This is a genomic window from Neisseria sp. HMSC056A03 (assembly GCF_001815685.1).
GTDB lineage: Bacteria > Pseudomonadota > Gammaproteobacteria > Burkholderiales > Neisseriaceae > Neisseria > Neisseria subflava.
Genome location: NZ_KV821598.1, coordinates 1 through 13,600 on the forward strand (window position 1 = coordinate 1; position 13,600 = coordinate 13,600).

The following is a 13,600-nucleotide window of genomic DNA, read 5'->3' on the forward strand; positions in this document are numbered from 1 at the left end:
TTCTTTGTATTGGAATTTTGGGCTGTCCAGGGCTTCGCCGTTGACGCAATAGACGTTGATGACGCGCACGCCGTTGATGGTGGCGGCGATGACGCGGCGTTGCGGGTCGTCGGGGAGGGCGGGCAGGCCGCAATGTACGTCTTGCGGCTCGTGGCGGCTGATGATGGCGACGCCGTTGTAGGTTTTTTGGCCGCTCCAGACGCAGTGCCAGCCCATCATTTGCAGGGCGGCTGCCGGAAATTTGTCTTGGTCGAGTTTGAGTTCTTGTAAGGCGAGTATGTCGGCTTGGTGGTCGGCCAGCCAGTTTTGTACTTGGGGCAGGCGGACGTTGAGGGAATTGACGTTCCAAGTGGCGATTTTCATGATGTTTCCGTGTGTGCTGTTGGGTGGGAAGGCGGCGGATTGCGCCTATGGGCATGGGCGGTATTGTATAGCGGATTGGTTTATTTTTCGATATGGGCTGAAAGGGGCAGGCCGTCTGAAAGCTGATGTTTCAGACGGCCTTGTTGTTGTGATATGGAATTATTTGTTTATTCGGCTTGGTCTTTGAGCGTGCGCAGGGTATTGAGGATGGTGGTGGCTTCTTCGGAGATGATGCGGTATTCGATGATGCGGTGGTAGCGTGTGAAATCGATGATGCCTTCGGTGCGCAGGCGTGCGAGGTGGTTGGCGATGCCGGTCGGGGAGGAGTCGAGCGCTCGTGCCAGTTCGGTAATGCTGCGGTCGCCGTCAAGCAGCAGAAAAAGGATGGCCATGCGTTCGGGGTTGGCAATCAGTTTGAGAATGGTAGAGAGACGCTTGATTTCCATATTATTGTTCCTTTTGTCTGTTATATGAATGCTTGATTTGGGTTAAATTTGGATGATTGTAGTTTTTATTAAGATTAACCTTATAATTCAAACTCTTACCTTGAAGTGTACACGGTTTTGTAAAATTTGAGGGCATTGTTTTGCAATTTTTTGTTCATTTTCGATATTTTGCTTTGGTTGCGAAAATGGATTGAAAAGGAACGAAAAGGCCATCTGAAATGTTCCGTTGCAGATGATTTTGCTGACGGATGTTTCAGACGGCCTTTGATTTGGCTTTAAGTTGTTTTTTTTTCTATGTTTGTTTGGAATCAACCGATTGATTGTTTTTAAACAAACAATAAGATTTTATGATTCTATGCTGAGTGCTACACGCCAAGGGCTTGTCAGACGCTTGGACGTGTTGTCGAAATGCGACTACTTTTTCTTCCAGCCTGCGGTCATGGCGAAGGTAATGGGGTCGTAGTATTTCGGCAGCTTGGACGGAATGCCCACATCGTTACGGTACACGACGCGGTAGCGGTCGGCGAACCAGTTTGGAACGATGGTGTATTGGTGGCGGATCAGCCGGTCGAGCGCGCGCGAGGTGGTTTGCAGCTCTTGGCGGTTGGAAAAGCTGTTGAAATGGGTCAGCAGTTTTTCGACCGCTGGATGACAGACGCCGGATAGGTTGCGGCTGCCTTCGGTTTTGGCGGCGGCGCAGCTGAAGTAGTCGTATTGCTCGTTGCCGGGGCTTTCGCTGTTGCCGTAGTAGCCGGTGGTCACGTCAAAATCGAAGTCGTTCATGCGTTTTTGGTACACGGCGGAATCGGCGGTACGCACGTTCATGGTAATGCCGATTTTGGCGAGGTCGCGCTGCCATTTGGCGGTAATACGCTCGTAGTTTTTGCTTGGGGCGAGGAATTCAAAAGTCAGCGGTTTGCCTTGTTTGTCGACTGCTTTGCCGTTTTTGTATTGATAGCCGCCTTTTTCAAGCAGGGCGCGTGCTTTGAGCAGGTTCGGGCGCACGCCCAGTTTGGGGTCGGTAACCGGCGGCATAGGGACGTCTTGATCCAATACGCCGTCGGGCAGCTTGGTGCCCAATGATTTGAGCAATGCGGTTTCTGCACGGTCGGGCTTGCCGGTTGCGGCCATGGTGCTGTTGGTGAAGAAGCTGTCGGTGCGGCGGTATGCGCCGTAGAAGATGCGGCTGTTGACGCTTTCGTAGTCGAAGCTTTCAATCAAGGCGCGGCGGACGTAAATATTGTCCAAGGGCTTGTGGCGCATATTGATGACGAAGCCTTGCATGCCGGCGGTGCTGTTTTGCAGCCATTCGTGTTTGGACAGATTGCGTTTTTTGAGGACTTCGTCGGAGTAGGCGCGCGCCCAGTTGCGGGCGACGTTTTCTTGTACGAAGTCATATTGGCCGCCTTTCAGTCCTTCGATGCGGACAACTTCGTCTTTGACGTATTTGATGCGGATGTGGTCGTAGTTGTAGCGGCCTTTGCGCACGGGCAGATTTTGCGCCCAGTAGTTTTTGTCGCGGACAAACTCGCTGATGTGTCCGTTTTCGGCTTTGGCAAAACGGTAGGGGCCGGAACCTATGGGCAGGCTGTTGGGGGCGGCTGCCAGGCCTTTGGGGTAGCTTTTATGCGAGAAGACGGGCAGGCTGCCGAGAATCATGTGCAATTCTGAGTTGCGCTGTTTGAAGCGGAACACGACGGTGCGATCGTTGGGCGTTTCCACTTTGGCCACGTCGCTCCAGTAGAAGTGGTACATGGGGGCGGCGGCTTTGTCTTTGGTCAGGATGTTAAATGAAGCGGCAACGTCTTTGGCCAAAACGGGGTCGCCGTTGTGGAATTTGGCTTTGGGGTTGATTTTGAAGGTAACGGAAAGGCCGTCTGGCGCCAGGGCGATGTCTTCGGCAATCAGGCCGTAAACGGCGTAAGGTTCGTCCATGCTTTGCTCGGTCAGGGTATCGAGCGTCAGCATACTGATGCCGTATTCGTGGTTGCCTTTGAGGGTAAAGGGGTTGAGTGTGTCAAAAGCACCGAGGAAAGGCGTGGTAAATGTACCACCTTTGGGAGCGTTGGGATTGACGTATTCGAAAGCGGTGAAGTTGGCCGTATATTTGGGTGGTTGGCCAAGGCCTACGCCGTGGGCGGCAAAGGCGGCAGATGGAATCAGACCGAGCAGCGAGAGTAGGGCTGGTGTTTTCATCTATTTATCCTTGTAGGTCGAATGTAATATTCAGTAGTGTGCCGATTATAGCAAAGGCCGTCTGAAACTTGATATTTTTGGTTTCAGACGGCGTCAGGTTTAAGAGGATTGTTTTTTTGTATGGGCGCCGAACTCGGCAAGCGTCATGTTCAAGGTTTCCAAGCAGGGCTGCATGATGTGGTCAACCGTTTGATTGACCTTGTCTTTATTAAGCGTTTGCGGACGGTAGACAAAGAGTTTGAACAGCTCCGCCAAGTCGATGGACTCCGCCCCCATTTTCAAGACCCAGCCCTGACGGCCGGAATAGACATAGCCGTGTCGTGCCAGTTTTTCTAAAAGCTCGCCCAATTCGTCGAAGCCCATATTGATATGCCGTCTGAACTCCTGCACCGGCAATGCCTTACCGTTTTGTTGGGCAGAATCGAGCAGCAGCAGGATTTTCAATACATCGTCAAAGCGTCCGCGCGCATCCAGACTGCGGCGGAACGCTTCGCCGCGCCAATAGGACAGGGACGAGGTCAAAACCGCGCCGCCCAATACCAGCGTCCACAACAGGTTGAGCCACAACAGGAAAAACGGTACCGCGGCAAATGCGCCGTAAATTGATTTGTAGCCGTCAAAGTTGCCCATGTACCAAGCGAACAAAAAGCGTGCCGTTTCCAAGCAAAACGCCGTTACGGCCGCGCCGACCAAAGCATGGCTGGCAGGCACGAAACGGTTGGGCACAAAGCGGTATAAGCCCCACAGCAGTACCGTAATAAATGAAACCGCGGTTATGACCCTCAGCCATTCCGAGCCACCCACTACTTGCACCTGACAGATTATGACTGACAGGCCCACGCCCAAAGACAAAGGCCCAAACGTCAGCAACGCCCAATACACCAAAAACTGCATCATCCAAGGCCGTTGCGAATTGACGCGCCAAATCCGGTTGAACGCATTGTCTATTGTCCGAATCAGCATCAGCGAGGTGACGACCAACATCACACTGCCGATCGCCGTCAGATTGGTGGCCTTATCGCGGAACGCATTGATGTAGTCAAACACCATTTCCGCGCCCTGCGGAACGATGGTGCGGTTGATAAAAGAGATAAATTCCCCCGACCATTGGTCGAAAACGGGGAAGGCCGAAGCGATGACGACCATCACCGTCAACACGGGCACCAAAGCCAAAAGTGTTGTAAACGTCATGCTTGCCGCCACCTGCGGCACGCGCTCCTCATCAAAACGGCGCACGACAAACCAAGCGAACGCCACGCCTTTACTCTTTAAAAAACCTTGCCACCATTGCGAAAACGGCATAACCTTTTCCCACTTCCAAATTGAAATTTTTTCTTTTCAGACGGCCTGAGTATTTAAAAGGCCGTCTGAAACCTGACAACATTGTAACGGAAACCCCAAATGAACCCAAATCCCCTGAAAATCCTCGTCCTCTTTTATTCCCAAAACGGCAGTACGCGCAACCTTGCCCGCCAAATCGCACGCGGTATCGAAAGCGTGGAGGGATGCGAAGCCGTGTTGCGTACCGTTCCCAAAGTTTCCACCGTTTGCGAAGCCGTTGAAAAAGCCATTCCCGACGAAGGCGCGCCATACACGACTGCCGACGACCTCAAAAATTGCGCCGGCCTCGCGCTCGGCAGCCCGACACGTTTCGGCAATATGGCCGCCGCGATGAAATATTTTATCGATGGCACCATTCCCCTTTGGCTCGGTGCAGAACTCGTCGGCAAACCTGCCACCGTATTCACCAGTACATCTTCGCTGCATGGCGGCCAAGAAAGCACCCTGCTGACCATGATGCTGCCCCTGTTGCACCACGGCATGGTCATCAGCGGCATTCCCTATACCGAGTCCGCGCTCAGCAATACCCAAAGCGGCGGCACGCCTTACGGCGCAAGCCATGTTTCCGGCCACGACAGCAAGCCGGCATTGACTGCCGAAGAAAACGATATTGCCTTCGCGCAAGGTAAACGTTTGGCAGAATTGGCACGAAAATTGGCAGATTGATTACCTTGTAATAAAAAGATTAAGGCCGTCTGAAAACCTGATGATATGGGTTTCAGACGGCCTTTTTAGTTAATTGGTACTAGATTGAAAATAAATATTTTTAATTAAACGAACTACTTAGGAAATAGTGATTAGAACATAGTTTTATAGGACTACATCTTTTTGATAGAATCTGCGACCAAATTGTAAATATAAGCTAATTGGAGAGGCTATGTCACTACCTGTATTTCCCTATGGCAAATTAAGCTTTGCCGTCAGTCTGGCGCTGTGTTCGGCGTATTCTTTTGCGACCGAAGTAGAAAATACCCAGCCGCAAGAACGTGTTGATTTACCGACAGTTACCGTCCAAGGTGTCGGAAAACAGACTACTTCCAACTACACCATTCCCGCTTCCTCCGCCGCGACAGGCATCCGCCTGACCCAGCGCGAAACGCCGCAGTCCCTGTCTGTCGTAACGGCAAAACAAATCGACGACCAAGGCTTGGACAGCCTGCAGGACGTATTGAAACAAACACCGGGCGTGTTCCACAGCAAAATGGGCAACAACGTATCCGGCCACAGCGAGTTTATTTCACGCAGTCAGGCCGTTGACAGCATTTCCGTGGATGGCGCGCCTAAATTCCTTTACGACGGTAAAGCCATCCGTCGCGGCACCAACAATCTGGACAGCGCATTGTATGACCAAGTCGTCGTCGTGCGCGGTGCAAGCGGTTTGTCCAACGGCGGTATGGGCGAGCCGGGCGGTACGGTTGCTTTGGAACGTAAAAAACCGACTGCCAAGCCAGCCATCAGCGTGGAAGCCGGTGTCGGTTCGTGGAACCACTACCGCTTCGTCCTTGATGCCAATCAGCCTTTGAATGCAGACAATACCTTGCGCAGCCGCGCTATTTTGGTCAGCGACCACGGTGGCGATTACCTGCCGAACACTTCGCGCCACAATCACACTTTCTACGGTACTTTGTCTTACGATATCACGCCGCAAACCCACTGGCGCCTCGGTACGGAAATACACCGTTTCCGCAATACCGGCAGCTCTCCTTTCAGCTATCTGACCGTAGCGGGAGACCCTGAAAACAATCAACCTTTCGAACCGTTTGCAGCCTCACCGCGCAGCAATTCCTCTGCAAAATGGGCTTACGGTAAAGAAAACAGTGCGGAAATCTTTACCTCTGTCAATCATGCGTTTGAAAACGGTTGGACTCTGAACGGCAACTACAGCCATACTTACGGGAAAAGTGATGCGGTTGCCGGTATGGCTGGTCCTTTTGTAATTAATCCGGACTATTCCGCTCAATTCGTTGCCGAGCGCGATCAAGCCAAGTACACCGACCAAGATTTTTCTCTGAGTTTGGACGGCGATTACCCGCTTTTGGGACGCAAACATGAATTCAATGCCGGCATCAGCTATCAGTACAATAAGGAAACTCCTTCATATTACAAGAGAAATAAAGATGGGATTGTCCCTGATTTGCGCCTTTTTGACGGAAATTTCACAAAACCGGCCATACCTTACCTTCGCGACGGCTTTGCCCATATGAAAAACCTCTCTGTTTACGGTTCGACCCGTTTCAAACTGACCGACAGGCTGGCGTTGATAGGCGGCGGACGGTTTGTCGATTGGCAATACCGCTACAGTTCCAATCGCAACAATTTTGCCGACAGCAGGCATAAAAACAAGGTATTTATCCCCTATTTGGGCGCAAGTTATGATTTAAATGACAATCTGACAGCCTACACCTCCTATACCACCATATTCCGCCCGCAAGTGCGCAATTTGGACCGAAACGGCAAACCGCTCGAACCACAACGTGGCAAAACATATGAACTCGGCTTAAAAGCTTCGTGGTTTGAAGGCCGTTTGAACGCTTCTGCGGCGGCGTTTATCAATAAACGCGACCATTTGTCTAAAGAAATTTATGATCGTAAAAATCAACAGGTTTACTATGAATCTATTGACCGCACGACGACCAAAGGCGTGGAACTGTCTGTTGGCGGACGCCTGAGCGACAAATGGCTGCTTAATGCTTCCTATGCGTACTCCAAACTCAAAAATGATTCGGGCAATGTGGTCAACCCTTCTTATCCTGCCCACCTTTTCAAACTCTTTACTGCGTATGACGTTACCGACCGCCTAAACTTGGGTGCAAACGTCAACTGGCAAAGCGGCACAAACGCCTATGATGAATACCAGCCTTTCACCGTTGCCGGTAAAGAAGCGCTAACCCAACGCGCCTACGCTACGCTGGATTTGACTGCGCATTACAAAATCGGCAAATCCACCCGCATCGGTTTGGACTTTGAAAACGTGTTCAACAAACGCTACCGCCCCATGCCGGATATTCACGTTTACGGCACGCCGCGTAGTGTGACTGCAACGGTTAAACATACGTTCTAATTGAAAAGAAAAGTAGGACAGGTCGTCTGAAAACCTAAATTATCGGGTTTTCAGACGGCCTGAATTTTTTCTCATATTGTTTTGATGTCAAACCTGACTAAAACTTGCTCGGTATCTTGAGCAAAGAAATCAAATGACAGACACAAAAAAGACCGAAACATATCCAGTCTTTTTAATGGTTTCGCACTTACGCTTGGTAACCTTTCGCTTCGGCAAGCAGAGTCAGCAATTCTTCAGTCGTATCCCAACCGATGCAGGCATCCGTAATACTTTGACCGTAAACTTCAGGCTTGTCTTGGCGACCTTCAACCAAGTGGCTTTCCACCATCACGCCCATGATGTTTTCTTCACCGGCTTTCAGTTGCGCCGCAACATCGCGTGCTACATCCATTTGTTTGCGGAAATCTTTACGGCTGTTGGCATGGCTGCAGTCCACCATTAGTTTGCTGCTCACACCGGCTTTTTGAAGCTGCGCAACCGCGTCTTTAACGTGTTCCGCGCTGTAATTAGGCTCTTTACCGCCACGCAAAATCGCATGGCAGTCAGGGTTGCCGCTGGTGTGGACAATCGCGGAATGACCGGCTTTGGTGACAGACAAGAAGTGGTGCGGATGATTGGCGGCACCGATGGCGTCGATGGCGATTTTCAGATTGCCGTCCGTACCGTTTTTAAAACCGACAGGGCAGGAGAGGCCGCTGGCCAATTCGCGGTGTACCTGGCTTTCAGTCGTACGCGCACCAATCGCGCCCCAAGAAATCAGGTCGGCGTAGTATTGCGGCGTAATCATGTCCAAGAATTCAGTCGAAGCAGGCATGCCCATTTCGTTCAAAGTCAGCAACAACTGACGCGCTTGGCGCAGGCCGTAGTTGATGTCAAACGTACCGTCCAAGTGCGGATCGTTAATCAAGCCTTTCCAGCCAACGGTTGTACGCGGTTTTTCAAAATACACGCGCATTACAATCAGCAGCTCTTTCTCATATTTTTTGCGCAAGGGCAGTAATTTTTGCGCATATTCAACCGCCGCCTTAGTATCGTGAATCGAACATGGGCCGATGATGACCAGCAAACGGTTGTCGCGGCCATGAACCAAATCCGCAATTTCATGACGTGTTTTATAAACCAAATTGGCAACCTGAGGCGTAACAGGCAGCTCATACAAATGTGCGATTGGAGGGAGTAACTCTTTGACTTCTTTAATCTTAATATCGTCGGTAGGGTGGTGTTGGGACATGATGGACTCTCTTGTTTATTTTTGATACAGGTTACAGGTTTTAGCGGAATTAAACAAGGCTTAGTTTTTTGTTTTAGCAATTTTATTCTAAAATTTCTTTATTTTAATTATTTTATGGAATTTAAAATTAGTTTATTTATAAAAATTAATATTTAATGCTATTAAAAAATTCATTTATATAATAAAGGGCTTTGAGTTTTCATCAAAATACAGGCCGTCTGAAAAAGTTCAGACGGCCTTTCTTTAATTAAAACGGGATACAAAATCTCATCTCAATCTATGTTGCGAACAATTATTTTGCAGAATTGCTGACCTGTTTCATCCAGGCAAACAGTTCGTCCAAGTCATAATCGCCGCCGTGTCCGACATCCCAAGGCAGGGCGTAATCGACGGTGTAGCCGTTGTTTTGCAGCTTGGCGGCTAATATGGCGGAGACTGCCAACGAGGTGTCGCGGTCATTAGTGCCGACGCGGATGCGCCAGTTTTGTGGCAGGTTCGCGCCCGGTTTGCCGATGTAGTTAAGCGGGTTCATGATTTTGACGGTTTCTTCGTCCGCGATTTCGGCGTTGGCGGCGGTATTGTGTTGCATGGAGAACGCGGTGAAGTGGCGTTTGTCGACGGTATTGTTGCCGAAGAGCTGGTTTTCGCCCGCGCTCAAATCCACGCCGTCAAAGGCGGGCGGTGTTTTTTGCCGTCCGGCGGCTTTGGCGTAGGCATCGAAATCGACGGAGACGACTTTGCCTTTGCGGATGGTCAGCCAAGTGCGGTCGCTCAGGTATTTGCCTGCATCAAGCTGGGCTTGTGCGGATTTGGCAAGTAAACCGGCAATATGGTTTTTAAAGCTGCCGTTGCCTTGGGCGTCCAGTGTCAGGGGTTTGCCTTCGGGGGATTTTAGGTTCAGGCTGTTGAGGTATACTGGGTATAAGGGTTTGAGGAGGTCGGATAGTTTTTTCTCGTCATCGGTCAGCGTACCGGCAACCAGCTCGCGTTTGACGCGGTAGTCGAGCATGGAAATGTTCATTTTTTTGTAGTCGTTAACGCCGTTGAACTGCCATTCGTAAGCCATGTCGGCATGGTCCAAATCGGTAATCGGGCAGTAGGCGGATACGGCGAAAACTTTGTCGCTGCCGTCTGCCGCACCCAATGCTTTCAGATATTTTTCGTAATCTTTTTGGTCGGCTGTCGCGCCTAAGAGGGCGGACATCGCGCCGCCCGCGCTTGTGCCGTTGGAAATGATTTTTTCGGCATCGCCGGGCATGGCTTTGTCGTTGGCTTTCAGGTAGCGGACGGCGGCTTTCAAATCGACAATTGCGGCAGGTGCTTTGCCGGTAGGTTCTGTCCGGCCGCGTGCGCCAGGGGAGGCGACGACGTAGCCTTTGGAGAGGGCAACCAGGGCGGCGTTGGGCGATTTTTGGCCGTCTTCAGGCTCGCCGCGTTTGCCTTCTAAAGCGGGTTTACCGGGTTCGGCCGGCATATAGCCGCCGATTTGGTTGGGCAGGAAAATCGGTGCGGTTTCGGCGTTGAAACCGTCTATCTCGCCGCCGTTGTAATAGGCTTCGGGTACATAAATATTGATGATTTCGTAACGGGTATCGACAGGATTGCGGACGTACACCACGCCTTCGTAAGCGCGGAATTTGACGGCTTGACCGTTCACTTCGATGCTTTGTTCGGTGTATTTTTGTTTGGAGAAGTCTAGGTCGTAGGTGTCTGCGGTTTTGACGGAAGCGCAGGCGCTCAATCCCAGTGCGACAGAAACGGATAAGAGGGTTTTGTTCAGGGCATTCATCATCATACTTTTTGAAGAGGTGTGAACGGATATGATAACAAATACTAAGGCCGTCTGAAACGCTAAGTCGGGTTTCAGACGGCCTGATTTTTTTGTAACGTTATGCGGTGTTGTACGTTACGTTGTAAAGTAATATTGGCTTGGATTTTATCTATTTGATAAATATGAATTTAATAAGATATTATGCCTTAAAAAATCTATTGATTCGGTATCTGTAAAAGTTTGAATCTGTCTTGTAAATCAGTATGCAGGACAGACATTTTTGCTTTCTTCACAGATTGGTTCTACTTGTCAAAACGTTTTGCTCAATTCGACAAACATTTTGGTTTTGCCGTATTCGTAGAACTTGTCGTTGCTCCATGTTTTGTTGTGGGCAATGGTCAGGCGCGGGGTGATGCCTTTGAAATGGAGGGCGCGGTGCCATACGCTCAGGGAGGCGGAAGCTTCTTTGTCGCGGCGGTTTTGTTCGTTGCTGAAGAAGCTGGGGGCTTGGTAATGGCGTTGGGCGGCGCTGAGGCGTAGGACGGTGGAGAGGCCTTTGGGCCATTCTTGTCCCCATATGGTGCGCAGGGCGTAGCGGTTGAAGCTGTCGCTTTTGTCGTCGCGGTTGCGTTCGCGGTAGAGGTCGATACCGGCTACCCAGTATTGGCGCGCGTTGCGGTAGTACACGATGGAGTTGCTGAGCAGTTGGCTGGTGTTGTTGGAATGCTCGCGGCGGCCGTTTTTCAGACGGCCTGCTTCAAATGCGCTGAGGGTCTGCAACTTGGGTTGCCACCAATGGTTGTAGTGGAGGCGTACGCCGTTGGTGTAGGTGTAGGGGTCGTTGCCGTAGAAGCGGCGTTCGTGGAACGGGGTAATGCCGATATCGTTGCGTTGGTCGGCATAGCCGATGCCTGCCGAAAAGCGTGTGGTGAGGTCGTTGTAGTTGGTGTGTTTGGGATAGATTTTGCCGTAATGGTCTGCGCCTGCCGTGGCATAGAAGCCGCGTGGCAGCGACCATTTTTTTTCTGCACCGATTTGGTAATGGATGGCGGTGGCATCGATGGGTTCGGGGAATGTCCAGCCTCGGAAGCAGTCGTCGTCAGGATAGGCAAGGCGCACGGCGCGGCATTGTTCATCACTTAGGTGGTTGCCCAGACGGCGTTGGCCGGGGGCTTGGTTGATGTTTTGTTCGCGCGTGATGTTCAAGCCGGCGTTGAATTGCCATGAGTCGCGTTCGCGCAGGGCTTTGCGGTAGGTTTCGATGCGCTCTTGCAAGGCGGGCGGAAGGGACTCGGTTTGCAGTTTGTCGAACTGGTCGGCCGCGGCTTCGTTTTGTTTGTCTTCAAACAAGGCGGTCGCAAGCTGCCAGCGGACGGCGGAGGCATTGGGTTGCTCGGCGATAAAGCGGCGGTAATGGCCGATGGCTTCGGCGGCGCGTCCTTCGGATTGGGCAAGCAAACCTTTGGCATAGCGTGCCATGGCGCGGTCGTGTTCTGGCCATTGTTCGTAAATGGGCAAAACGGCTTTGATGCCGGGGATGTTGTGGGCGACGACGGCGGAATACATGGCGCGTGCCAGTAATTCGGTGTTGGCAAGCAGGGTATCGGCATCGACGTTGATGATTTTTTCAGACGGCCTATTTGTCTGCTCGGCAGGAATGTTGTGCGTTTCAGGTTGTTGGGGTTCGGCAGTGTTGACTTGAAGCTCGGGTTTTACGTCAGGCGGCACATCGGCGGCGTGAAGGGAAAGGGGAAGGATGGCGAGGAGGAGCAGACGTTTTTTCATGGCAATGTTTGGGATGTTATCGGTATAAGTGGACAGATTGTACAATGTTTTGAGTCGGAAATTTTACAAACCGAGTGCCATTATATCTGATAAAGACGACAAAAGACCATCTGAAACCCGATGGGATTTCAGACGGCCTTTATTTGCGAGTCGGATTTAGTTTTGGTCCAAGTCCAAATCGGCTTTGTATTCGATACGGCCTTGGCCTTTGTCTTCGATGGAAACATCCAGCTCTTGTTTGCCGCGTTTGAATTTCAGATCGGCATCGTCGTGTTTGATTTCAGACTCAACCACATGGAAACCTTTGCTGCGCGCGTGGGCGATCACTTTTTTGGCCAAGGAAGGAATGGAATTGCGTTGGCCGGAAAGTTCGGCTTCGTATTCAAATTCGCCGTTGCCTTGATGATCGGCTTTTATGGTGTGCGCGCCATCCGGACGGTAGATTTCGGAAGGCAGCGGGGAGGCGAATGCCGTGGCGGAGAAAAGAGCCAAAATGCCGGTGGCCAGTAACGATTTTGCTTTGGTCATCGGTTTTCCTTTCTGAAAAGGGTTTTGAGAACGACATCATCTTATCGGCAGGTATGAGGGGCGGCAAGCGGATAAACCTGATTTTACGCGCGGCTACATGATTTGTTTGGAGGGCGTTGGTTCTTTGCTTTGGGCTGGTGTTTGCTTGCAGAAAAATGCTGTCAGATAAGACTTAGCCGAGGGGGAACAATTCGCTGCCGTGCGCCTTCAGCCATTGTTCGGCTTGGTCAACATGCGGCGTGAGCGAGTGGGTCAGAGCCCAAAATGCAGGGCTGTGGTCGGGATGGCGCAGGTGGGCGAGTTCGTGCAGGCAGACGTAGTCGGCGACATATTCGGGCGCACCGATGAGCCGCCAGTTGAGGCGGATACCGGTGGTGTGGCGGCAAACGCCCCAGAAGGTTTTGGCGTTGGAAAGGGAAATGGCACTCGGGGTCAGGCGGGTGGTTCGGATATGGCCTTCGAGGCGCGGCAGCAGATACTCGTGCGCACGCTCGTGTAGGAAACGGCGCAAATGGGTGAGTTGGGCGGCGTTTTCTTTTTCGGGCAACAGGATTTCAGACGGCCTGATTTGGATGTGGTTTGCTGTGTGGACGGACAAGGCCGTCTGAACGCCTTGATACCAAATCCATTCGGGAAGCGAGTCGGTAGGTGTTTGTCGGGCCGGTGTTTTGTTTAGGGTACGGCGCAGGATGGCTTCGTTGTCGTTCAGCCATTGGGTAAAGGTGTGCTGGGTAACAAACGGAGGGATATTGATGCTGACGGTATCGGCGGAAACGGGGCGCAAGATGAGGTTTTTCTTGGCGCTGCGTTTGAGCTGGATATGAATGGTGAGGCCGTCTGAAAGGGTGTGGGTATGGAGGCGGGGCATGGTGTTTGAG

Annotated in this window: 11 protein-coding genes; 2 read left to right on the forward strand and 9 right to left on the reverse strand. The window is 51.4% G+C overall.

The genetic code is table 11. The features are described 5' to 3' along the window. The 4 genes from HMPREF3052_RS02565 to HMPREF3052_RS02585 form a co-directional block, all read right to left on the reverse strand. Nucleotides 1–363 (reverse strand): exodeoxyribonuclease III (locus HMPREF3052_RS02565; protein WP_210399500.1); only part of this gene is annotated, 363 nt, incomplete at its 3' end. 167 nt (nt 364–530) lie between these two features. After that, a complete protein-coding gene (locus HMPREF3052_RS02575) occupies nt 531–809 on the reverse strand; it encodes an ArsR/SmtB family transcription factor (protein ID WP_070748307.1) in 279 nt (92 codons plus the stop codon). A gap of 414 nt (nt 810–1,223) precedes the next feature. After that, nucleotides 1,224–3,005: an extracellular solute-binding protein gene (locus HMPREF3052_RS02580; protein WP_070748309.1), complete on the reverse strand. Its 1,782-nt coding sequence runs from the start codon at nt 3,003–3,005 to the stop codon at nt 1,224–1,226. Between the two features lie 99 nt (nt 3,006–3,104). Beyond that, nucleotides 3,105–4,307, reverse strand: coding sequence for a YihY family inner membrane protein (locus tag HMPREF3052_RS02585; RefSeq protein ID WP_070748311.1), 1,203 nt, complete (start codon nt 4,305–4,307; stop codon nt 3,105–3,107). 99 nt (nt 4,308–4,406) lie between these two features. Between HMPREF3052_RS02585 and wrbA the strand changes: the two genes are divergently transcribed. Both wrbA and HMPREF3052_RS02595 read left to right on the forward strand, forming a co-directional pair. Further along, entirely contained in the window at nt 4,407–5,012 is a 606-nt protein-coding gene (wrbA, locus tag HMPREF3052_RS02590) for an NAD(P)H:quinone oxidoreductase (RefSeq protein ID WP_070748313.1), read from the forward strand. Between the two features lie 211 nt (nt 5,013–5,223). After that, nucleotides 5,224–7,407 carry a TonB-dependent siderophore receptor gene (locus HMPREF3052_RS02595; RefSeq protein ID WP_070748315.1) on the forward strand — a complete coding sequence of 728 codons (2,184 nt, stop codon included), beginning with the start codon at nt 5,224–5,226 and terminating at the stop codon, nt 7,405–7,407. Between the two features lie 187 nt (nt 7,408–7,594). On the opposite strand, the gene aroG is transcribed toward HMPREF3052_RS02595, so the two are convergent. From aroG to HMPREF3052_RS02620, 5 genes are all read right to left on the reverse strand, one after another. Then, nucleotides 7,595–8,638, reverse strand: coding sequence for a 3-deoxy-7-phosphoheptulonate synthase AroG (gene aroG, locus HMPREF3052_RS02600; protein WP_070748317.1), 1,044 nt, complete (start codon nt 8,636–8,638; stop codon nt 7,595–7,597). Nucleotides 8,639–8,930: 292 nt separating this feature from the next. Continuing rightward, nucleotides 8,931–10,427 (reverse strand): subtype B tannase, encoded by a 1,497-nt coding sequence (locus HMPREF3052_RS02605; protein ID WP_210399501.1) that lies wholly within the window; start codon nt 10,425–10,427, stop codon nt 8,931–8,933. 291 nt (nt 10,428–10,718) lie between these two features. Next, nucleotides 10,719–12,194 (reverse strand): surface lipoprotein assembly modifier, encoded by a 1,476-nt coding sequence (locus HMPREF3052_RS02610; protein ID WP_070748321.1) that lies wholly within the window; start codon nt 12,192–12,194, stop codon nt 10,719–10,721. 156 nt (nt 12,195–12,350) lie between these two features. Beyond that, nucleotides 12,351–12,722 (reverse strand): hypothetical protein, encoded by a 372-nt coding sequence (locus HMPREF3052_RS02615; RefSeq protein ID WP_003683787.1) that lies wholly within the window; start codon nt 12,720–12,722, stop codon nt 12,351–12,353. A 172-nt stretch (nt 12,723–12,894) separates the two neighbouring features. Then, complete coding sequence (locus HMPREF3052_RS02620) at nt 12,895–13,590, reverse strand: M48 family metallopeptidase (protein ID WP_070748323.1); 696 nt, start codon at nt 13,588–13,590, stop codon at nt 12,895–12,897. Nucleotides 13,591–13,600: the final 10 nt, after the last annotated feature.

Bases quoted from the DNA above. Each gene is read 5' to 3' on its own strand.
- HMPREF3052_RS02595 (WP_070748315.1), top strand. From the start codon at position 5,224: ATGTCACTACCTGTATTTCCCTATGGCAAATTAAGCTTTGCCGTCAGT.
- HMPREF3052_RS02580 (WP_070748309.1), bottom strand. From the start codon at position 3,005: ATGAAAACACCAGCCCTACTCTCGCTGCTCGGTCTGATTCCATCTGCC.
- wrbA (WP_070748313.1), top strand. From the start codon at position 4,407: ATGAACCCAAATCCCCTGAAAATCCTCGTCCTCTTTTATTCCCAAAAC.
- aroG (WP_070748317.1), bottom strand. From the start codon at position 8,638: ATGTCCCAACACCACCCTACCGACGATATTAAGATTAAAGAAGTCAAA.
- HMPREF3052_RS02610 (WP_070748321.1), bottom strand. From the start codon at position 12,194: ATGAAAAAACGTCTGCTCCTCCTCGCCATCCTTCCCCTTTCCCTTCAC.
- HMPREF3052_RS02585 (WP_070748311.1), bottom strand. From the start codon at position 4,307: ATGCCGTTTTCGCAATGGTGGCAAGGTTTTTTAAAGAGTAAAGGCGTG.
- HMPREF3052_RS02620 (WP_070748323.1), bottom strand. From the start codon at position 13,590: ATGCCCCGCCTCCATACCCACACCCTTTCAGACGGCCTCACCATTCAT.
- HMPREF3052_RS02615 (WP_003683787.1), bottom strand. From the start codon at position 12,722: ATGACCAAAGCAAAATCGTTACTGGCCACCGGCATTTTGGCTCTTTTC.
- HMPREF3052_RS02605 (WP_210399501.1), bottom strand. From the start codon at position 10,427: ATGAATGCCCTGAACAAAACCCTCTTATCCGTTTCTGTCGCACTGGGA.
- HMPREF3052_RS02575 (WP_070748307.1), bottom strand. From the start codon at position 809: ATGGAAATCAAGCGTCTCTCTACCATTCTCAAACTGATTGCCAACCCC.